The 21,757-nt window shown below is 41.0% G+C and carries 12 protein-coding genes, 1 tRNA gene and 3 rRNA genes; 5 read left to right on the forward strand and 11 right to left on the reverse strand.

The genetic code is table 11. The annotated features are described in order from the left end of the window. Positions 1 to 2 precede the first annotated feature (2 nt). The 4 genes from DV428_RS07355 to gyrA all read left to right on the forward strand — a co-directional run bounded on the left by DV428_RS07355 (position 3) and on the right by gyrA (position 7,585). Positions 3 to 479: a hypothetical protein gene (locus DV428_RS07355; protein WP_005637007.1), complete on the forward strand. Its 477-nt coding sequence runs from the start codon at positions 3 to 5 to the stop codon at positions 477 to 479. A 24-nt stretch (positions 480 to 503) separates the two neighbouring features. Next, positions 504 to 2,492 (forward strand): TonB-dependent receptor plug domain-containing protein, encoded by a 1,989-nt coding sequence (locus tag DV428_RS07360; RefSeq protein WP_114909243.1) that lies wholly within the window; start codon positions 504 to 506, stop codon positions 2,490 to 2,492. Between the two features lie 118 nt (positions 2,493 to 2,610). Then, entirely contained in the window at positions 2,611 to 4,374 is a 1,764-nt protein-coding gene (gene ycaO, locus DV428_RS07365; protein ID WP_114909244.1) for a 30S ribosomal protein S12 methylthiotransferase accessory factor YcaO, read from the forward strand. A gap of 568 nt (positions 4,375 to 4,942) precedes the next feature. Beyond that, complete coding sequence (gene gyrA / locus DV428_RS07370) at positions 4,943 to 7,585, forward strand: DNA topoisomerase (ATP-hydrolyzing) subunit A (protein WP_114909245.1); 2,643 nt, start codon at positions 4,943 to 4,945, stop codon at positions 7,583 to 7,585. 252 nt (positions 7,586 to 7,837) lie between these two features. On the opposite strand, the gene rnb is transcribed toward gyrA, so the two are convergent. Together rnb and DV428_RS07380 are read right to left on the reverse strand one after the other, a co-directional pair. Beyond that, the gene (gene rnb / locus DV428_RS07375) at positions 7,838 to 9,817 is read right to left on the reverse strand and encodes an exoribonuclease II (protein WP_114909246.1); all 1,980 of its coding nucleotides are present in this window, start codon (positions 9,815 to 9,817) and stop codon (positions 7,838 to 7,840) included. A gap of 65 nt (positions 9,818 to 9,882) precedes the next feature. Next, entirely contained in the window at positions 9,883 to 10,671 is a 789-nt protein-coding gene (locus DV428_RS07380; protein WP_114909247.1) for an enoyl-ACP reductase FabI, read from the reverse strand. Positions 10,672 to 10,849: 178 nt separating this feature from the next. Between DV428_RS07380 and prfC the strand changes: the two genes are divergently transcribed. Continuing rightward, a complete protein-coding gene (gene prfC, locus DV428_RS07385) occupies positions 10,850 to 12,433 on the forward strand; it encodes a peptide chain release factor 3 (protein WP_114909248.1) in 1,584 nt (527 codons plus the stop codon). A gap of 86 nt (positions 12,434 to 12,519) precedes the next feature. On the opposite strand, the gene DV428_RS07390 is transcribed toward prfC, so the two are convergent. The 9 genes from DV428_RS07390 to murI form a co-directional block, all read right to left on the reverse strand. Next, positions 12,520 to 12,753, reverse strand: a complete 234-nt coding sequence (locus tag DV428_RS07390) for a YgjV family protein (protein ID WP_005628380.1) — start codon at positions 12,751 to 12,753, stop codon at positions 12,520 to 12,522. A 437-nt stretch (positions 12,754 to 13,190) separates the two neighbouring features. After that, positions 13,191 to 13,520 (reverse strand): branched-chain amino acid transporter permease, encoded by a 330-nt coding sequence (locus DV428_RS07395; RefSeq protein WP_114909249.1) that lies wholly within the window; start codon positions 13,518 to 13,520, stop codon positions 13,191 to 13,193. After that, positions 13,517 to 14,251, reverse strand: a complete 735-nt coding sequence (gene azlC / locus DV428_RS07400; RefSeq protein WP_114909250.1) for an azaleucine resistance protein AzlC — start codon at positions 14,249 to 14,251, stop codon at positions 13,517 to 13,519. The genes DV428_RS07395 and azlC overlap by 4 nt, the downstream gene beginning before the upstream one ends. Positions 14,252 to 14,260: 9 nt before the next feature. Further along, entirely contained in the window at positions 14,261 to 15,190 is a 930-nt protein-coding gene (locus DV428_RS07405) for a LysR family transcriptional regulator (RefSeq protein WP_114909251.1), read from the reverse strand. Between the two features lie 171 nt (positions 15,191 to 15,361). Then, positions 15,362 to 15,477 (reverse strand): 5S ribosomal RNA (gene rrf, locus DV428_RS07410). A 118-nt stretch (positions 15,478 to 15,595) separates the two neighbouring features. Next, positions 15,596 to 18,605: ribosomal RNA gene (locus DV428_RS07415) — 23S ribosomal RNA — on the reverse strand. 268 nt (positions 18,606 to 18,873) lie between these two features. Next, a tRNA-Glu gene (locus DV428_RS07420) sits at positions 18,874 to 18,949 on the reverse strand. 117 nt (positions 18,950 to 19,066) lie between these two features. Beyond that, positions 19,067 to 20,606: ribosomal RNA gene (locus DV428_RS07425) — 16S ribosomal RNA — on the reverse strand. Together the 16S, 23S and 5S rRNA genes with 1 tRNA gene alongside form the textbook arrangement of a ribosomal RNA operon. Positions 20,607 to 20,940: 334 nt before the next feature. Next, the gene (gene murI / locus DV428_RS07430) at positions 20,941 to 21,750 is read right to left on the reverse strand and encodes a glutamate racemase (RefSeq protein WP_114909252.1); all 810 of its coding nucleotides are present in this window, start codon (positions 21,748 to 21,750) and stop codon (positions 20,941 to 20,943) included. Between the last annotated feature and the right edge of the window lie 7 nt (positions 21,751 to 21,757).

Below are 21,757 nucleotides of genomic sequence, written 5' to 3' on the forward strand. Positions count from 1 at the left end.
CAATGAAATTTGAAGTGATTTATAAATTTTTCTTAGTGTGGGGACTAGCCTTAAGTTTACTTTTCGTTGTTGCAAGTGGCATTTCAATGTGGTTAGGCTTTCCTTTTGCTCAAGCCCTAGAGATTCATCTTTTCTTTGCTGGATTTACCGTATTTGGTTTGTTACTGCATTTTTATAGCCGCAAGAAGAAATGGGTAAAAATCAACACTCAATTTGCCGATCTCATCACTCATAATCGTATGCCTTCTTACTGCAATTTAGATCGCTTGATAATGACTTTCGAGCATTTTTCTATTCAACAAATCGCCGAGCAACTTAATCTTTCTCTCCCGATTTTATTAAATGAATTATCACAAGCTCAAATAAACATTACCGATTCCCACCGCACTTTACGCGAAAACTTTCCTCTCAACGATGAAAAAATTTTTGCCGCAATTACGATTGCGTTGAAAGTGCGGTTCAATCCAACGTTACTGTAACCCTAATCAAAGAAGGATCTTAATATGAAAAAAACCTTACTTTGCACCGCCATTGGTTTGGCGTGTTTACCTGCCTATGCAGATAATGTTTTCACTCTTGGTCAAATTGAAGTAATTGGTGAAAACAGCACCGACCTAAGTACCAGCAGAATCGAGCAATCTGATTTACAAAGAAACAATCAAATTCGTGTTTCGGATGTTGCAAAATCCACTCCAGGTGTTTTTTTAGAACGTAGTGGCGGGCGTAACGAACACAATTTACTCGTGCGTGGTTTTAATGCGCGACGAGTACCAATCTTTATTGATGGTATCCCTGTTTATGTACCCTATGATGGCAGTATGGATATGGGGCGTTTTACAACTTTTGACCTATCTCGCATTGATATTTCCAAAGGGGCAAGCTCCGTATTATATGGCGCCAATACCTTAGGCGGTGCAGTAAATCTCATCACTCAAAAACCAACAAAAGAATTAGAAGGCACTATTGGCTATGGCTTTTCCCATGGTAAAAGTGGCAATACGGGAACAAACCAAACTTATTTTAACTTAGGCACTAAACAAGAATTGTTCTACGCACAATTAAGTGGCTCATTCCTCGAAAAACAAGGCGCTCAACTCTCTCGTCATTATCAACAAATCAATCCAAAAGGCGATGACGGCGGCAGAGCTGAAAACTCTATTCAACGAGATAAAAAACTAAGCCTAAAAATGGCCTTTACCCCAAACAAATCTGATGAATATGCCTTAGTACTTTCTACGCAAAAAGGGAATAAGCAGTCGCCGCTTTATTCAGGTAAAGATGGTTCTGGAAGATACTGGCGTTGGCCAATATGGGATAAAGATAGTATGTATTTCCTATCCCATACTGAATTTGATGCACACAATCTCTACTTGAATACAAAAGTCTTCTACGATTCATTCAAAAATGATTTGCGCTCTTTTGATGATGAAACATTCACCAAACAGACTAAAAAATATGCTTTCAATAGTTTTTACCGAGACTATTCCTATGGCGCGGGTTTTGACTTAGGCGGTGATTTAACGACAAAAGATAGCTTAAAATTTTCTGCCATTGTGAAATATGATGTTCACCGTGCGCATAACAACAATGATCCGGTTGAAGTTGATAAAGACCGCACTTATAGTTTTGGCTTAGAAAATGCTTATGCTTTTACTGATCAAACAAAATTGGTCACAGGCGTAAGCTACGACTATCGCCAATCTAATCGTGCAGAACAGTATGAAAAAAAATGTACGAAAACAGGCAAAAATAACGCAATTTGTCCTTTTGATATTGGCAATAAACAGGCACTTAATTATCAAGTTAAACTCGTACATAACTTTGATAAAAATGACGAGTTTTCACTTAGCTTCGCGAAAAAAACTCGCTTTGCCACAATGAAAGAACGTTATTCTCGTCGTTTTGGTAAAACAGAACCCAATCCATTCTTAAGCCCTGAAACAGCTTACCATTATGAAGCCAGTTATATGCGTACTTTTGGTGATTGGTTAAGATTAGATGGTGCATTATTCTATTCTGAAGTGAAAGATGCGATTGATACAGTGGCAATTACTCATAGCGTCAGCCAAGAGCAAAATGTTGGTAAAGAAATCTTTAGAGGTGCTGAACTTGCCGCGTCCATTTTTGCTACTGATAATTTAACTCTTGGTGCAAACTACACCTACACTCAAGCAAAAAATAAAACGAAACATCTTATCGTCACAGATGTTCCAAAACACAAATTCTTTGCTTATGTAGATTGGAGAATTGTACCAAGTATTGCGTTTTATATCAGTCAAGAAGCGGAACACGGTCGCTATTATTTAGATGATGCTAAAACGGTAAAACTTTCAGGTTTTGGTAACACAAATGCTAAAGTGATTTATAACATCACCAAACAACTTAGCTTAGAAGCGGGTGTGTCAAATATCTTTGATAAAAACTACTACTATCAAGCCGGTTATCCAGAAGAAGGTCGTCTATTCTTCTCAAATATGCGCTATCAATTCTAAGAAAAGTGCGGTAGAAAACCCCGACATTTTTCGGGGTTCATTTTTGCCGAAAAAATCTTGCCCAGCCATTAAAACTCCCCTATTATTCACCGCACTTTTTTCTCATTTAGGAACAAAAATGACAGAACAAACTTTTATCCCTGGCAAAGATGCCGCATTGGAAGATAGTATTGCAAAATTTCAGCAAAAATTGACCGCACTTGGTTTTAATATTGAAGAAGCATCTTGGTTGAATCCGGTGCCAAATGTGTGGTCTGTGCATATTCGCGATAAAGACTGCCCACAGTGTTTTTCTAATGGTAAAGGGGCTAGCAAAAAAGCGGCGTTAGCCTCCGCTCTTGGCGAATATTTTGAACGTCTTTCCACCAACTATTTTTTTGCTGATTTCTATTTAGGGCAAAAGATTGCAAACAGCGATTTTGTACATTACCCCAATGAAAAATGGTTCCCGATTGAAGATGATGCTTTACTGCCTAATGGCATTTTAGATGATTATTTATTGGATTATTTTGATCCTAATGCCGAGCTTACGCCTGAATTATTAGTCGATTTACAATCTGGCAATTATGATCGTGGGATCGTTGCTATGCCTTATATTCGTCAATCGGACGAACAAACCGTTTACATTCCACAAAGTATTATTGCCAACCTTTATGTCTCAAATGGGATGTCTGCGGGCAATACAAAATTTGAAGCACGCGTGCAAGGCTTGTCAGAAGTCTTTGAGCGTTATGTGAAAAACAAAATTATCGCTGAAGCAATTAGTCTGCCAGAAATTCCAAAATCGGTGATGGATCGCTATCCATCTATTAAGGCTTCCATTGCAAAATTAGAGGAAGAAGGTTTCCCTATTTATGCGTTTGATGCTTCACTTGGCGGAAAATACCCTGTTATTTGCGTCGTATTATTAAATCCAAATAACGGTACGTGCTTTGCCTCTTTCGGTGCACATCCAAATTTCCAAGTAGCATTAGAACGTACGGTGACTGAACTTTTACAAGGTCGTAGCTTGAAAGATTTGGATGTTTTCTCTCCGCCATCTTTCAATAACGATGATGTGGCTGAACACGCTAATTTAGAAACCCACTTTATTGACTCAAGCGGTTTAATTTCTTGGGATTTATTCAAAGAAACGCCTGATTATGAATTTGCTGATTGGGATTTCAGTGGTACAACGCAGGAAGAATACAATAATTTAATGGCAATTTTCCGTGCGGATGAAAAAGAAGTTTACATAATGGATTACAACCATTTGGATGTCTATGCGTGCCGCATTATTGTGCCAGGCATGTCTGATATTTATCCAGCAGACGATTTAATTTACGCCAACAACAATATGGGCATGGATTGGCGCGAAATTTTACTCGATTTACCAAACTGGCATCACGATGCAGAAACCTATCAAGAGTTATTAGAAGAATTAGACGGACAAGATATTGACGATGCAACTCGCGTGCGTGAATTTATCGGTATCGTTGCACCTAAAAATAGCGGCTGGACAACCTTACGCGTGGGTGAATTAAAATCAATGCTCCACCTTGCATTAGGCGAATTAGAACAGGCATTAGATTGGGCAAACTGGACGCTGAATATGAACAGTTCCGTATTCACCACAGAACGTGTGAATTATTACCGCGTATTAATTTCCATCATTGAATTACATTTAGATCAAAATCGCGAACCAGCGCAATATCGTGCAGTGTTTGAGAAAATGTATGGTAAAGATGCGGTTAAACAAGCTTGGGCAGCTGTCTCTGAAGGTGGCAATCCGTTCTACAATCTTCCAGCAAGTGATGAAAATTTGGAAAACTTTAAGGAACATCAGGTGTTGCTGGGGGCTTATGGGAAGTTGCAGAAAGCAAAGCGAGCACATCAAAAATAAATGAGGCTTATTTCGTACTTTCAATTCTTGAAAGTACGACCTACTTTTCTTTGCTTCGCCAAAGAAAAGTAGGCAAAAGAAAAGCGCCCCTGCTTTTCCTTATTTCCTTTGTTTCATACAATTTGCTTAACGGAAATTTTCTGAACTCGCCGCAAACGGCTCAAACAGACGAAAATTTCCTACAAATTCTATGAAACAAAGGCGGAAAAGAAGGGAACCCATTTAATTCTACCAACAAATAAAACGACCTATAAAAACCGACCTAAAACCAACCGCACTTTTTAAATGCTCCTCCGATAAACTCGGGGCCCATATAAATCGCCTTTGCGACTTTCAATTTTTAGGCAATTTTCGTCTGTTTGAGCAACGTAGTTGCGAGTTTAGAAAATTGCCGTAAAGAAAATTGAAACAAAGCAAAGATCAGCGATTTAACTGGGGGTACTTTTCTTTGCTTACTTTCTTTTGTACAAGCAAAAGAAAGTAAGTCGCCATTAGGCGAAATCCTAATGTAAAAAACATACCTTTATGCTATAATCCGCCACAATTTTTGATCAAAAAAGGAATACCAATGACGGATTCAATCCAATCATCTATCACCCCTGTCAATATTGAAGAAGAACTCAAATCTTCCTACCTTGACTACGCGATGTCGGTTATCGTTGGGCGTGCATTACCTGACGTTCGAGATGGTCTAAAACCTGTTCACCGCCGCGTGTTGTTCTCAATGGATCGCGAAGGCAATACCGCCAATAAAAAATATGTAAAATCAGCGCGTGTTGTGGGTGATGTAATCGGTAAATATCACCCGCATGGTGACTCAGCCGTGTACGATACAATCGTTCGTATGGCACAACCATTCTCACTTCGCTATATGTTGGTTGATGGGCAAGGTAACTTCGGTTCAATTGATGGTGATGCGCCAGCTGCAATGCGTTATACCGAAGTGCGTATGCAAAAAATTACGCAAGCATTGCTCACGGATTTGGATAAAGAAACCGTCAATTTCTCGCCAAACTATGATGGCGAATTAATGATTCCTGATGTATTGCCTACTCGTATTCCAGCACTTTTAGCAAATGGTTCTTCTGGTATTGCGGTGGGGATGGCAACTAACATTCCTCCACACAACTTAAATGAAGTATTAAATGGTTGTTTGGCTTATATCGACAACAATGAAATTACCATTGATGAATTAATGCAACATATTCCGGGACCAGACTTCCCAACGGCTGCATTAATTAATGGTCGTAAAGGGATTGAAGAGGCCTATCGTACTGGTCGTGGTAAAGTGTATGTTCGTGCTCGTGCAACGGTAGAAACCAACGAAAAAGGACGCGAGCAAATTATCGTGTCTGAATTGCCATACCAAGTAAATAAAGCAAAATTAGTCGAGAAAATCGCCGAATTAATTCGCGAGAAAAAAATCGAAGGCATCAGCAATATTACTGACCTTTCAAACAAAGAAGGGATTCGTATTGAAATTGATATTAAACGTGATGCAGTAGGGGAAGTGGTATTAAACCATCTTTACTCACTTACTCAAATGCAAGTGACCTTTGGCATCAATATGGTGGCATTGGATCATGGTCAGCCACGTTTATTTAATCTTAAAGAAATCATTGAAGCCTTTGTGTTACACCGCCGTGAAGTCGTTACACGTCGTTCTATCTTTGAGCTTCGCAAAGCGCGTGAACGTACGCACATTTTGGAAGGTTTAGCGGTTGCTCGTTCTAATATCGATGAAATGATTGCGATCATTCGCAACTCTAAAAACCGTGAAGAGGCCGCAACAGCAATTAGCTCACGTTCTTGGACATTACATAGCGATATTATTAATCTTCTTGATGTTTCCGCTCGTCCTGATGAGTTAGAAGAAAATCTTGGTATTCAAGGCGAACAATATTACTTATCGCCAGCGCAAGTAAACGCAATTCTAGAACTTCGTTTACACCGTTTAACAGGCATTGCCTTTGAAGAAGTTGTAAAAGAATATGAGGAATTATTAGTTAAAATTGCGGATCTTCTTCATATTTTAAGTAGCGCAGAACGCTTAATGGAAGTGATTCGTGAAGAATTAGAAGAAGTGAAAGCACAATTCGGTGATGATCGTTTAACTGAAATTACCGCAGCTTCTGGCGATATTGATTTAGAAGATTTAATCGCACAAGAAGACGTGGTGGTGACGCTTTCTCACGAAGGTTATGTGAAATACCAACCACTGACCGACTATGAAGCTCAACGTCGTGGCGGTAAAGGCAAATCAGCAACGAAGATGAAAGAAGAAGATTTTATCGAAAAATTACTGGTGGCAAACACTCACGACACGATCCTATGCTTCTCTAGCCGTGGTCGTTTATATTGGTTGAAAGTATATCAACTTCCGCAAGCAAGCCGTGGCGCACGCGGTCGTCCAATTGTGAATATTCTTCCGTTACAAAAAAACGAACGTATTACTGCAATCTTGCCAGTTTCTGCTTACGAAGAAGATAAATTCGTGGTCATGGCAACGGCTGGCGGTATTGTGAAGAAAATCGCCTTAACCGAATTTAGCCGCCCACGTTCAAACGGTATCATTGCATTAAATTTACGTGACGAAGACGAATTAATCGGCGTGGATATTACTGATGGTAGTAACGAAATTATGTTGTTCTCGTCACAAGGTCGCGTGGTACGTTTTGCAGAAAATGCTGTTCGTGCAATGGGGCGTTTAGCAACAGGCGTTCGCGGTATCAAACTTGCTCTAACAAACGATATTTCTGACGATGAAAGTGCGGTAGAAATTGAAGATATTTCTGATGACAACACTGAAGCATCATTAGACTTAAATATCGATAAAGTGGTTTCTCTTGTTGTGCCAAAAGGTGAAGGTGCTATTTTAACCGCAACGCAAAACGGCTACGGAAAACGCACACAATTAAGTGAATACCCAACTAAATCACGTAATACAAAAGGTGTAATTTCAATTAAAGTGAGTGAACGCAATGGTAAAGTCGTTGCCGCAACTCAAGTAGAAGAAACAGACCAAATTATGTTGATCACTGATGCAGGAACCCTTGTTCGCACACGCGTAAGCGAAGTGAGCATCGTAGGTCGCAACACGCAAGGTGTTCGTTTAATTCGTACTGCAGATGATGAACACGTAGTAAGTTTAGAACGTGTTTGTGATGCAGATGAAGAGGATTCTTTGGAAGAAAGCAGTTCTGAAGAATAACCTATTATAAAATAACAATCCGCACGTAAAACGTGCGGTTTTTATGTAAAATCTTTAAGAGCATATGGATATGCTCTAGCGTTGCATGCACTTCTATTATCTCCACGTTTTTATAGCGTGGATTTTTTCTGTTCATCGCTTAAGCTATTTGGCTCCATACGCATAGCGTATGGTTTTATAGCCAGACTTTCATCTGGCTATAAGAAAAAAACGATTTTCAATCACTGAAAATCGGTTTAAAGAAGAACAATTTTATTGAACAATTTCGCCGACAATACTGCGAGTTACCTCTTTCACTTCCATAAGTTTCACTTTCACAATATCACCTATTTTGTAAATACGCTCACCTTTAATATAAAGGGCAATCTCATCAGAATTTACCTGCATTTCATCTTTATTGTTATGTAAAGTTGAAGCAGGTATAAACATTGAGGCACCATTTTCTAATAATTGCACACGTAATCCACCACGCATCACATCTTGCACTTCCGCCTCAAATTCAGCATTTGATGCAACTTTATCAGCAAGATAACGGCAATATAACCAATCCGCAATATCACGTTCAACTAAGCGATTTTGGCGACGAGCCTCTTGTAAACGGGCTAGCACTTCATCTTGTGGCTTATTACAAGCTTGTTGTGTCAATACGGCTTTAATTAAACGATGGTTCACCATATCAGAATATTTACGAATTGGTGATGTCCATGTCGCATACCCTTCTAAACCAAGACCAAAGTGCGGTGCTAATTCTGATTTAAATTCGGCGAAAGTTAAATAACGACGTAAACGGAATTCTAAATAGTCGCCTTCAATCGGCTCAATATCATGGCGCATTTGGCAATAACCGTTTAATGTTGCCAAATTTTCTACCGAATAACGCTCAGCAAGTTCAGCTTGATTTTGTTCATTGGCTAAATTTGCCATTAAGAAATTATGCGCATTCTCTAAGAATTTTTTATCAAAACCGCTATGGGTATTGAAAATACCTGTTTGTGCTTGCTCTGCTAAGAATTGTGCGGCACAAATGTTAGCAATAATCATCGATTCTTCGACAATTTGATTGGCTATACGACGATATTCCGCTTTGATTTCTGCCACTTTACCGTTTTCAGCGAGCACAAAAGAATAATCCGGTTTTTCTTTAAATAACAAAGAATGAGTCTTACGCCATTGAATGCGTGCTCTAGTAAATTGATGTAGCCAATCAATTTGTTGTGCAATTTCTGGCGTTTCTGGCTGCCACGCGTTGTCGGTTTGTTCTAAATAATCCGACACTTTGTTATAAGCCAATTTGGCTTTAGATTGAACATAAGCAGAAACAAAATGCGGTTTGGCTGTGATATTGCCCTCAAGATCCGTTTCGATATAACAAACAAGGGCTGGACGCGTTTCATTTGCGATTAACGAACATAATTCATCAGATAATTTGCGTGGCAGCATAGGAATGTTAAAGCCTGGCAAATAATTAGTGAAACAACGCTGTTTCGCATCTTTTTCAATTTGAGAATCTAACGCGATATAAGCGGTTGGATCCGCAATCGCGACAATTAATTTCCAACCTGTTTGTACCGCATTTTGTTCGATTGGCTCGATATATAAGGCATCGTCCATATCCATTGTGCTTTCTGAGTCGATGGTCACAAAATGAAGTGCGGTCAGATCTTCACGGGTTTGCTGATCTAACATTTCATAAGTTTCAGCGCCTTGCACAGGATAACGAGATTGCTCATGACGTGCCAATGTTACCCACCAAGGGGCAAATTCATCGTCAGCTCGGCAAATAAACTGATTAATAGTAGCATAGAAAAAGCGATCATCACGTAATGGGTGAGTTTTTAAATTAGCAACCACCCAATCGCCTTCTTGTAATTCTTCTTTTACAGATTTAGCTTGTTGTGCGCCAATCGGTTGGTTGATACTTGGATAATCCGCCAAAACTTGTAATTTCTTGTCTTTATTGAACCGCACTTTTGCAATGAAACGTGTCAACATTGGCTCAATTAAGGATTCCGGCTCGGCTTGTTCTTTATCACCTTGCTTTTCAATAGTGGCTTTGATTTTGTCACCGTGCATCACTTTTTTCATTGAAGGCGGCGCAATGAAATAGGTTTTCTTATCGCACTCTAAAAAACCATAGGCTTTATCTGTGCTTTTTACCACGCCTTCTACATGCTCTTTGCTGTCGTGGATTTGTTGTTTAAGCTGTGCGAGTAAAGGATTATCTTGAAACATAGTTATATTTTAAAAAAGAGAAAAGGCAGACTGAAAAGCCTGCCTAAAAAAGAATGTAAGAAAAATTATTCTTCACCTAATTCGCCCATTGCGGTGATGCTGAAACCTGCATCTACGTGAACGACTTCACCGGTAATACCCGATGCTAAATCAGAGCATAAAAATGCTGCTGAGTTACCTACATCTTCGATAGTGACAGTGCGGCGTAATGCAGCGGTTTTCTCAAAGGTAGAAAGCATTTTCTTGAAGTTTTTAATGCCTGATGCCGCTAGAGTGCGGATTGGACCAGCAGAGATTGCATTCACACGAATACCTTCTTTACCTAAATCAGCAGCCATCACGCGCGTTGCCGCTTCAAGAGACGCTTTCGCTAAACACATGACGTTGTAGTTAGGAATTGCGCGTTCTGCACCTAAGTAAGACAACGTTAATAATGAAGCATTTGGATTTAAATAAGGACGTGCAGCTTGTGCCATTGCAACAAAGCTGTATGCGCTAATATCGTGAGCAATACGGTAACCTTCACGAGTTGCTGCGTTTACATAATCACCATCTAATTGATCGCCCGGTGCAAATGCGATTGCGTGAACAAAACCATCAAATTTATCCCAACGCTTACTTAATTCTGCGAAGCAATTTTGGATGCTTTCATCAGTTGCAACATCTAAAGGAAGCACGATATCAGAACCAAATTCTTTGGCAAATTCTTCTACGCGCGGTTGTAATTTATCGTTTAAATAAGTGAAAGCAAGTTCTGCACCTTGTTCTTTCATTGCTTTTGCGATCCCGTAAGCGATAGAACGATTGCTTGCAAGACCGGTTACTAAAATGCGTTTACCTGTTAAGAAACCCATAATTTTTCCTATGTTGTTAGCGTAAAAAACTTGCATAGTATAAGCGAAAATTTGTCTTTGTACAAAGCAGACCAATATTTCTAAGAAAACCAACCGCACTTTATTTACAAATTCGTTTGAGCAAAAACCTAAAATCAGCGAAAATAGCCCACATTTTTAATTGAATGAAGAAGAAACAATGAGTTATCCATTAGAAGAAGTTAATAAACGTCGCACTTTTGCGATTATTTCCCACCCCGATGCAGGTAAAACAACCATCACCGAAAAAGTACTTTTATACGGAAATGCGATTCAAACAGCAGGTTCTGTAAAAGGCAAAGGCTCAACTGCGCATGCCAAATCCGACTGGATGGAAATGGAAAAACAACGTGGGATTTCGATTACCACTTCCGTAATGCAATTTCCTTATAACGATTGCTTGGTGAACTTACTTGATACGCCGGGGCACGAAGATTTCTCTGAAGATACTTACCGCACTTTAACTGCTGTGGATAGCTGTTTAATGGTTATCGACTCAGCAAAAGGGGTTGAGGAACGTACAATTAAACTAATGGAAGTAACTCGCTTACGTGATACGCCAATCATCACCTTCATGAACAAACTCGACCGCGATATTCGCGATCCGATGGAATTGTTAGATGAAGTTGAAAATATTCTGAAAATTCGTTGTGCGCCAATTACATGGCCGATTGGTTGCGGAAAATTATTTAAAGGCGTTTATCATATTGCTAAAGATGAAACCTATCTTTATCAATCCGGTCAAGGCTCAACCATTCAAGAAGTTCGCATTGTGAAAGGTTTAAATAGCCCTGAATTAGATGCCGCTGTTGGCGATGATTTAGCACAACAACTTCGCGATGAATTGGAATTAGTGCAAGGCGCAAGTAATGAATTTGAGCACGATGCCTTTATTAAGGGCGAGCTTACCCCAGTATTTTTCGGGACGGCATTAGGCAACTTTGGAGTGGATCATTTCCTTGATGGTTTAACCGAATGGGCGCCAAAACCACAATCTCGTCAAGCTGATACAAGAACGGTCGAAAGTGCGGAAGAAAAATTTTCTGGTTTTGTATTTAAAATTCAGGCTAATATGGATCCAAAACACCGCGACCGTGTTGCCTTTATGCGTGTGGTTTCGGGCAAATATGAAAAAGGCATGAAATTAAAACATGTTCGAATTGGTAAAGATGTGGTAATTTCTGATGCACTCACCTTTATGGCTGGCGACCGTGCTCACACCGAAGAAGCTTACGCAGGTGATATTATTGGTTTACATAATCACGGCACGATCCAAATTGGAGATACCTTCACTCAAGGTGAGACCTTGAAATTTACCGGTATTCCAAACTTTGCGCCTGAGCTATTCCGCCGTATTCGCTTGAGAGATCCACTCAAACAAAAACAATTACTTAAAGGTTTAGTACAACTTTCAGAAGAAGGTGCTGTTCAGGTATTCCGCCCATTAATGAACAACGATTTAATTGTAGGTGCGGTGGGTATCTTGCAGTTTGATGTGGTGGTTTCTCGTCTAAAAACTGAATATAACGTAGAAGCGATTTATGAAAATGTGAACGTTGCAACTGCACGCTGGGTGGAATGTGCCGATGCTAAAAAATTCGAAGAATTTAAGCGCAAAAATGAGCAAAATTTAGCTTTAGATGGTGGAGATAACTTAACCTATATTGCGCCAACAATGGTAAATCTGAATTTAGCTCAAGAACGTTATCCTGATGTCGTTTTTTACAAAACTCGTGAACATTAAAACGATATTAAAACGACAAAGTGCGGTGAAATCTCATCGCACTTTTCCAGAAAAAAAGCGTTGAAATTTAATTCAACGCTTTTCTTTTATTTAGAGACTTTTTCTTGTCTTAATCGCCAAAGTTGATAAACATTCACAACGGCTAAAAATGCATTTAATAGTGCAACTGGATAAGCAGCGATAATTACGCTATAGATCACAAATAAAATTGCACCAATGCTGTTCACTATGCGTAAATGTACGATAGATTTAAACAAAAACGATACTGCAACAAAAAAGGTTGCGATATAACCCAATAATTCAACTAAATTCAATTCCATAATTCTGTTCTCTTCGATTAAAAATAAAAACGGGCGCCATGATAAAAGATTTTTAAAACAAGGAAAAGATCAGAAAAAAAAGCAACCGATTGCAAGAGAAAATTATTTTATCTTACAAAGAATAAAAGTATTTTTATCATCACTAGCGCATAAAAAGCCGGGACGAGTGCGCACATCTAAAATATTGGGAAGCTTATCCAATTTGGGGGAATTAGATAACATTATCTCGCTCACCTCGCACTTTGTCACCGGCTAAATTCTTTTAAGAATCCTGATTGTAATGCTATGAACAATAAAGAAATTTAATAAATGAGGTTCTATCTTTTATAATAACTAGAATTCCAATTTCTATTATTCTAGAAATGGGATTGATTATAAACTATGAAGTAACTTCAGATTCAAGAGGATTCTAGAGAAATGAAAGTTATGATTTTATTCTAAATAAAGACGAGTTGTACTAAAACCATATAGAAAAGCGTACCAACAGCAATAGATAGAAACATATTTTTCTTCCAAAAATGCAATCCTAGCACCACTATGCCTGCAAGAAAATCAGGGATACCATGATAACCACTTAAAACATCAACATTCTTATAGCAATAAACTACAAGCATACCAAACATAGCTGGAGGTAAAACTTTCCCAAGATAGCGAATATATTGTGGAATCGGACGATTAGCTGGAAAGACAAAAAATGGCAATAAGCGCGTAAATTGTACAGTAAGCACACAAATTCCAATCGTCATAATCTGTTCTGTAAGTGTCATTTTAGCGACTCCAATTTTGTGTCTAATTTAGGTCCACGCATAGTTAGAATTAACCAGATACCAATTAATGTGGGAATTAAGAAATATTCTTTGCCTACAATCAGTAAAAAAGCTAATGTAATCCCTAAACCTAAGAGAGAGCTTTCATGGGATTTTTCCTTTATCCAATTTTCTGCAAAAATGACTAAGAAAAGAGCGGTCATAGAGAATTCCACACCTTTTAAATCAAAAGGTAAAACAGAGCCAAATAAGTTACCCATTGCTGCGCCAACTACCCAATAAATATGCAAATATAAGCTCACAAAAAACATATACCAGCCTTTATCTAAGTGCGGTGGGATTTTTGCCATATAATTTAAGGAAAAAGATTCATCTACAAGGGTGGTAATTAAATACCAACGTTTATGACCAATGTGTACGCCATATTTTTCTAACATTGATATGCCATAGAAAATCTGACGAGTACTGATCATTAAGGTAATTAATAACACACTGATGGGAGAAAAAGGTGCAATAAGTGCTCCAGCAGCAATGAACTCAACAGAACCGGCATAAATAAGTAAAGCCATCAAAGTAGGATATAAAAATTCGAAACCTAGCGCCTTCATATAAATACCGTATGCCACACCAAGAAATAGAAATCCTGCAATCATTGGCGCACTATAAGGAAAAGCAGCTTTAGCCGCCGCACTAATTGGGTGAGGCTGCTGATTTTGTTGAGAAAAATTCATTTATTACTTCTATAAATCTAAAACAGATAGCCCAGGTAAAGTTGAAAAACTTTGAGCTTTTACGGTTTGATAAAAATCTTCTAAATAAGAAAGGGATTCATCTTCTTTGCGAATAGCCGCATATAGATTGCTATATAAACCTTCTTTTGTGACTTTTCTTGCCACGACATAACCCTTTTCCAAATAAGGCAACGCAGCCCAATAAGGGATAGTCGCAATGCCACGACGACTCGCCACTAATTGAATCATAGCAATAGTCAATTCAGTTGTGCGGCGAGTAGGATTAATGCCTTTTGGTTTAAGTACTTTACGCAATAGATCTAACATATCATCAGGAACTGGATAAGTAACCCAGGTTTCATCTGCAAAATCTTCCGCATCCCAAATGTCTTTTTCTGCTAAAGGGTGATCTTTTGAGCAAATCCCAACCATCTCATAAGAAAAGAGCGGTTTAAAAATGACATCATCATTATGCTCTACTTCTGATACTATCGCCCAATCGGCTCGGTGAGAAATCAATAAACCAACCGGATCCGTATGAAAACCAGATACAATATCCAACTCAACTAGCCCCCAATGCCGACGAAATTCATCCATAGCAGGCATTAACCAATCAAAACAAGTATGACATTCCACAGCTATTCTCAGCTGACCCGCATCACCATGTTTAACCCGTGCAAGATCACGTTCAGCATCAACAACTTTTGGCATTACCTCATTAGCAAGACGAATTAAACGCTCTCCTGCCGAAGTAAAACGAAGTGGATTACTTTTACGCTCAAACAAAGGTAAACCGAACTGTTCTTCTATTAATTTAATTTGGTGAGAAAGGGCTGATTGGGTTAGATATACTCGTTTTGCTGCCAAAGAAACGCTACCCGTCTCTTTTAAAGCAAGTAAAGTTTTAAGATGTCTAAATTCTAGAAAAGTTGGTTTCATTAAAAATATTCATACAAAATAGAAAATTAGATGATAGATATAATACCTTAAAATACGAAATATTCGAATTAATATTCTATAGATAATAGTTTTTGGTTAACATTCTAAAGATAAAAAATAACCCCATGCTCTTTAGCTTGGGGCTATTTTTTATTATATTTAAATTTGGTAACCTGGCGGTGCCCTACTCTCACATGGGGATGCCCCACACTACCATCGGCATTACAGCGTTTCACTTCTGAGTTCGGTATGGTGTCAGGTGGTTCCACCGCACTATCGCCGCCAGGATAATTCTTTGATAACGTTTATTTCAAATTCTATCTATGTTCTTCATTGGCCACAAGCTGAACGTTTAGTTAATTTCTTTTCCTTTTACTCTGTTTTCCAAAAACACTTGAGCGTTGTATAGTTAAGCCTCTCGGGCAATTAGTACAGGTTAGCTCAATGACTCACATCACTTACACACCCTGCCTATCTACGTCTTAGTCTTAAACAACCCTTACACACTTGATGTGTGGGAGAACTCATCTCTTGGCAAGTTTCGTGCTTAGATGCTTTCAGCACTTATCTCTTCCGCACTTAGCTACCCGGCAATGCGTCTGGCGACACAACCGGAACACCAGTGGTGCGTCCACTCCGGTCCTCTCGTACTAGGAGCAGCCCCAACCAATTCTCCAACGCCCACGGCAGATAGGGACCGAACTGTCTCACGACGTTCTAAACCCAGCTCGCGTACCACTTTAAATGGCGAACAGCCATACCCTTGGGACCTACTTCAGCCCCAGGATGTGATGAGCCGACATCGAGGTGCCAAACACCGCCGTCGATATGAACTCTTGGGCGGTATCAGCCTGTTATCCCCGGAGTACCTTTTATCCGTTGAGCGATGGCCCTTCCATTCAGAACCACCGGATCACTATGACCTACTTTCGTACCTGCTCGACTTGTCTGTCTCGCAGTTAAGCTTGCTTATACCATTGCACTAACCTCACGATGTCCGACCGTGATTAGCAAACCTTCGTGCTCCTCCGTTACGCTTTGGGAGGAGACCGCCCCAGTCAAACTACCCACCAGACACTGTCCGAGACCACGTTTCGTAATCTTCGTTAGAACATCAAACGTTAAAGGGTGGTATTTCAAGGACGACTCCAACAATACTGGCGTATCATCTTCATAGTCTCCCACCTATCCTACACATCAAAATTCAATGTTCAGTGTCAAGCTATAGTAAAGGTTCACGGGGTCTTTCCGTCTAGCCGCGGGTACACCGCATCTTCACGGCGATTTCAATTTCACTGAGTCTCGGGTGGAGACAGCCTGGCCATCATTATGCCATTCGTGCAGGTCGGAACTTACCCGACAAGGAATTTCGCTACCTTAGGACCGTTATAGTTACGGCCGCCGTTTACTGGGGCTTCGATCAGGAGCTTCTCTTTCGATTACACCATCAATTAACCTTCCAGCACCGGGCAGGCATCACACCCTATACGTCCACTTTCGTGTTTGCAGAGTGCTGTGTTTTTAATAAACAGTTGCAGCCAGCTGGTATCTTCGACCGGTTCAACCTTCAGGGGCTAGCCCTTACAATCTACGCCGGCGCACCTTCTCCCGAAGTTACGGTGCTATTTTGCCTAGTTCCTTCACCCGAGTTCTCTCAAGCGCCTGAGTATTCTCTACCTGACCACCTGTGTCGGTTTTCAGTACGGTTTAGTAAAGCCTGTCGCTTAGTGGCTTTTCCTGGAAGTGTGGTATCAGTTACTTCAGCTCCTTAGAGCCTCGTCATCATCTCTCAGTGTTAAGGAAGTCCGGATTTGCCTAAACTTCCCACCTACCAACTTAAACGCACATATCCAACAGTGCGATAACCTAACCTACTCCGTCCCCACATCGCAGCTTTACCAAGTACAGGAATATTAACCTGTTTCCCATCGACTACGCTTTTCAGCCTCGCCTTAGGGGCCGACTCACCCTGCCCCGATTAACGTTGGACAGGAACCCTTGGTCTTCCGGCGAACGGGTTTTTCACCCGTTTTATCGTTACTTATGTCAGCATTCGCACTTCTGATACGTCCAGCTAACCTCTCGATTAACCTTCATCCGCTTACAGAACGCTCCCCTACCCAACAGACGTATCACTAATAATCCTCACTCAAAGATGCCCGACTCAACGTTCGGGTTGCTTGAACAACATTTCATGTCGCTTCGCGTCATTCCATGTTGTTAATCGTAAGGCGTATTAGTGATACGCCTGATGCCGCAGCTTCGGTGCTATATTTCAGCCCCGTTACATCTTCCGCGCAGGCCGACTCGACTAGTGAGCTATTACGCTTTCTTTAAATGATGGCTGCTTCTAAGCCAACATCCTAGCTGTCTAAGCCTTCCCACTTCGTTTCCCACTTAATATAGACTTGGGGACCTTAGCTGGCGGTCTGGGTTGTTTCCCTCTCCACGACGGACGTTAGCACCCGCCGTGTGTCTCCTGAGTATCACTCTTTGGTATTCGTAGTTTGCATCGGGTTGGTAATCCGGGATGGACCCCTAGCCGAAACAGTGCTCTACCCCCAAAGGTGTCCGCTCAAGGCTCTACCTAAATAGATTTCGGGGAGAACCAGCTATCTCCCGGTTTGATTGGCCTTTCACCCCCAGCCACAAGTCATCCGCTAATTTTTCAACATTAGTCGGTTCGGTCCTCCAGTTAGTGTTACCCAACCTTCAACCTGCCCATGGCTAGATCACCGGGTTTCGGGTCTATACCTTGCAACTATTCGCCCAGTTAAGACTCGGTTTCCCTTCGGCTCCCCTATTCGGTTAACCTCGCTACAAAATATAAGTCGCTGACCCATTATACAAAAGGTACGCAGTCACCCTTTCAGGCTCCCACTGCTTGTACGTACAAGGTTTCAGGTTCTATTTCACTCCCCTCACCGGGGTTCTTTTCGCCTTTCCTTCACAGTACTGGTTCACTATCGGTCAATCAGGAGTATTTAGCCTTGGAGGATGGTCCCCCCATCTTCAAACAGGATATCACGTGTCCCGCCCTACTTATCGTTAGCTTAGTACCATGACCTGGACTTCGAGTACGGGGCTATCACCCTGTGTCGCTAAGCTTCCCAGCTTGTTCCTCTGTCTCTGTCATTATCACTAACAGGCTCCTTCGCGTTCGCTCGCCGCTACTAACGAAATCTCGGTTGATTTCTTTTCCTCGGGGTACTTAGATGTTTCAGTTCTCCCGGTTTGCCTCAACAAACTATGTATTCACTTGTTGATAGTAGATTCTTCATCTACTGGGTTTCCCCATTCGGATATCTTGGATTAAACGCCTCTTATCGACTCATCCAAGCTTTTCGCAGATTAGCACGTCCTTCTTCGCCTCTGATTGCCAAGGCATCCACCTTGTACGCTTAGTCACTTAACTATACAACCTCAAATGTTTTCAATCACTTTACGTTTTCACTTCAAAGTACGGTCAATTTGATGCGTATGTTCATTCAACTAAACACTTGATTGCTTTTGTTCAATCAAGATTTTATGCAAAACAGGTTTGCTTTCAGAGTTTCCTTCTCAGTTCCCTCTTTCACTTTCCTGCCTTGCCTACTCAGACTTTCTCTCGAAAATCTCTTGTTTTCAGCTTGTTTCCAATTTTTTAAAGAACAGTAAGATAATCTAACAAAGTTATCTTTAATTGGCGTCCCCACGGGGATTCGAACCCCGGTTACCGCCGTGAAAGGGCGATGTCCTAGGCCTCTAGACGATGGGGACATCAATTAAAGATACTCTATCTTATTCTTATCTTTCAACGTTGCTTTCGCTTCGTTTCAAATCTTGTCTACAACTATCAGCCAATCTGTGTGAGCACTCGCTGTCTCTCGTCTTGGGTAAGGAGGTGATCCAACCGCAGGTTCCCCTACGGTTACCTTGTTACGACTTCACCCCAGTCATGAATCATACCGTGGTAAACGCCCTCCAAAAGGTTAAGCTATCTACTTCTGGTACAACCCACTCCCATGGTGTGACGGGCGGTGTGTACAAGGCCCGGGAACGTATTCACCGCGACATTCTGATTCGCGATTACTAGCGATTCCGACTTCATGGAGTCGAGTTGCAGACTCCAATCCGGACTTAGACGTACTTTCTGAGATTCGCTCCACCTCGCAGCTTCGCCACCCTCTGTATACGCCATTGTAGCACGTGTGTAGCCCTACTCGTAAGGGCCATGATGACTTGACGTCATCCCCACCTTCCTCCGGTTTATCACCGGCAGTCTCCTTTGAGTTCCCGACCGTATCGCTGGCAACAAAGGATAAGGGTTGCGCTCGTTGCGGGACTTAACCCAACATTTCACAACACGAGCTGACGACAGCCATGCAGCACCTGTCTCATGGTTCCCGAAGGCACTCTCATATCTCTACAAGATTCCATGGATGTCAAGAGTAGGTAAGGTTCTTCGCGTTGCATCGAATTAAACCACATGCTCCACCGCTTGTGCGGGCCCCCGTCAATTCATTTGAGTTTTAACCTTGCGGCCGTACTCCCCAGGCGGTCGATTTATCACGTTAGCTACGGGCACCAAGCTTTAAGCCCAATCCCCAAATCGACAGCGTTTACAGCGTGGACTACCAGGGTATCTAATCCTGTTTGCTCCCCACGCTTTCGCACATGAGCGTCAGTACATTCCCAAGGGGCTGCCTTCGCCTTCGGTATTCCTCCACATCTCTACGCATTTCACCGCTACACGTGGAATTCTACCCCTCCCTAAAGTACTCTAGTTACCCAGTCTGAAATGCTATTCCCAGGTTAAGCCCGGGGCTTTCACACCTCACTTAAATAACCGCCTGCGTGCCCTTTACGCCCAGTTATTCCGATTAACGCTCGCACCCTCCGTATTACCGCGGCTGCTGGCACGGAGTTAGCCGGTGCTTCTTCTGTATTTAACGTCAATGACATGTACTATTAGCACACATCCCTTCCTCAATACCGAAAGAACTTTACAACCCGAAGGCCTTCTTCATTCACGCGGCATGGCTGCGTCAGGGTTCCCCCCATTGCGCAATATTCCCCACTGCTGCCTCCCGTAGGAGTCTGGACCGTGTCTCAGTTCCAGTGTGGCTGGCCATCCTCTCAGACCAGCTAGAGATCGCAGGCTTGGTAGGCCTTTACCCCACCAACTACCTAATCCCACTTGGGCTCATCTCATGGCATGCGGCCTTGCGGTCCCGCACTTTCGTCTCTCGACACTACGCGGTATTAGCTACAGTTTCCCGTAGTTATCCCCCTCCATAAGCCAGATTCCCAAGCATTACTCACCCGTCCGCCACTCGTCAGCAAGAAAGCAAGCTTTCTCCTGCTACCGTTCGACTTGCATGTGTTAAGCCTGCCGCCAGCGTTCAATCTGAGCCATGATCAAACTCTTCAATTCAAGTTCAATCGCTCAATAAACTGCTTAGCTATAAATAAAACACTACTTAAAAAGTAATTATGAATTTTCAGTTAAGCACCTATTAAGACTTCAAAATTAAAAAATATTTTTAAAACAAGTCAATCAACAAGTGCCCACACAGATTGTCTGATATATTGTTAAAGAGCAAAAAACAACGACGCACGTGCAAACTTAAATACTTCACAACAGTGCGTCGTTGTGTGCGGTGCATTATAGGGATTTTCAAATCCCTTGCAAGTATTTTTTGTAAAAATATTTAAAAAAATGATCTTTTGAATAAAGTTAATACAAAAAGGTCTGTTTAACATCAATTTTAGTCTATTTTTATTACATCTAAAGATTCAAATCCCCATAGGTGTAAAGCTTTTTTAAATTGAGATTCTTCAGGAAAATATTCGGTGCAAAACATTTGATTATGTTTTTCACCTTGAGCACGTATACTTTTACCATCGAGCAAATATTTTATCCGCTTAGCAATCGCCGCGCCAGGATCCATAAAATATTTAATTTGTGGCAAGCATAACTGAATTTCATCTTTGATGAGTGGAAAGTGAGTACAACCTAAAACTAATGTATCCAAATCTGCCATGTCTGCCCATGGAGATAACTCATCTTTTAAACCAATTAGATCAACGGAATGACCACGAATTTTTTGCTCCGCAATTTCGACTAATTTTGTCGTTCCCAGTCTCTCAACAATACAATCCTGCGCAAATTTATCAATCAACTCATCGACATAATGACGCTTTACTGTACCCTTTGTAGCTAATAAACCAATATGTTTTGTCTTTGTCATTTCTGATGCAGGTTTAATAGCTGGTACAGTCCCAACGATAGGAATATCAAAAGCAGCTCGCAAAGGCGGAAGCACAACTGTACTCGCTGTATTGCAAGCTATCACGATTGCATCTAATGGATAACGTTGATTAATCAGTTGGCAAACCGCTAAAGTGCGCTGAATAATACTTTCTTCTTTGCGTTCTGAATAAGGGAATCCCGCATTATCAAAACAATAGAGATAATGCCAATTTGGTAATAATTTTTTGGCTTCGCGATATACGCTAAATCCACCCACTCCAGAGTCAAAAAAAAGTACAGTTGGGCGTTTTTCTTTTTTATCCATTTAAAAC

The sequence above is a fragment of the Haemophilus haemolyticus genome (genome assembly GCF_003352385.1).
Classification (GTDB): Bacteria; Pseudomonadota; Gammaproteobacteria; order Enterobacterales; family Pasteurellaceae; genus Haemophilus; species Haemophilus haemolyticus_I.

Coding starts and splice junctions, on each gene's coding strand:
- DV428_RS07355 (WP_005637007.1), top strand. CDS start 3: ATGAAATTTGAAGTGATTTATAAATTTTTCTTAGTGTGGGGACTAGCC.
- DV428_RS07360 (WP_114909243.1), top strand. CDS start 504: ATGAAAAAAACCTTACTTTGCACCGCCATTGGTTTGGCGTGTTTACCT.
- ycaO (WP_114909244.1), top strand. CDS start 2,611: ATGACAGAACAAACTTTTATCCCTGGCAAAGATGCCGCATTGGAAGAT.
- gyrA (WP_114909245.1), top strand. CDS start 4,943: ATGACGGATTCAATCCAATCATCTATCACCCCTGTCAATATTGAAGAA.
- rnb (WP_114909246.1), bottom strand. CDS start 9,817: ATGTTTCAAGATAATCCTTTACTCGCACAGCTTAAACAACAAATCCAC.
- DV428_RS07380 (WP_114909247.1), bottom strand. CDS start 10,671: ATGGGTTTCTTAACAGGTAAACGCATTTTAGTAACCGGTCTTGCAAGC.
- prfC (WP_114909248.1), top strand. CDS start 10,850: ATGAGTTATCCATTAGAAGAAGTTAATAAACGTCGCACTTTTGCGATT.
- DV428_RS07390 (WP_005628380.1), bottom strand. CDS start 12,753: ATGGAATTGAATTTAGTTGAATTATTGGGTTATATCGCAACCTTTTTT.
- DV428_RS07395 (WP_114909249.1), bottom strand. CDS start 13,520: ATGACACTTACAGAACAGATTATGACGATTGGAATTTGTGTGCTTACT.
- azlC (WP_114909250.1), bottom strand. CDS start 14,251: ATGAATTTTTCTCAACAAAATCAGCAGCCTCACCCAATTAGTGCGGCG.
- DV428_RS07405 (WP_114909251.1), bottom strand. CDS start 15,190: ATGAAACCAACTTTTCTAGAATTTAGACATCTTAAAACTTTACTTGCT.
- murI (WP_114909252.1), bottom strand. CDS start 21,750: ATGGATAAAAAAGAAAAACGCCCAACTGTACTTTTTTTTGACTCTGGA.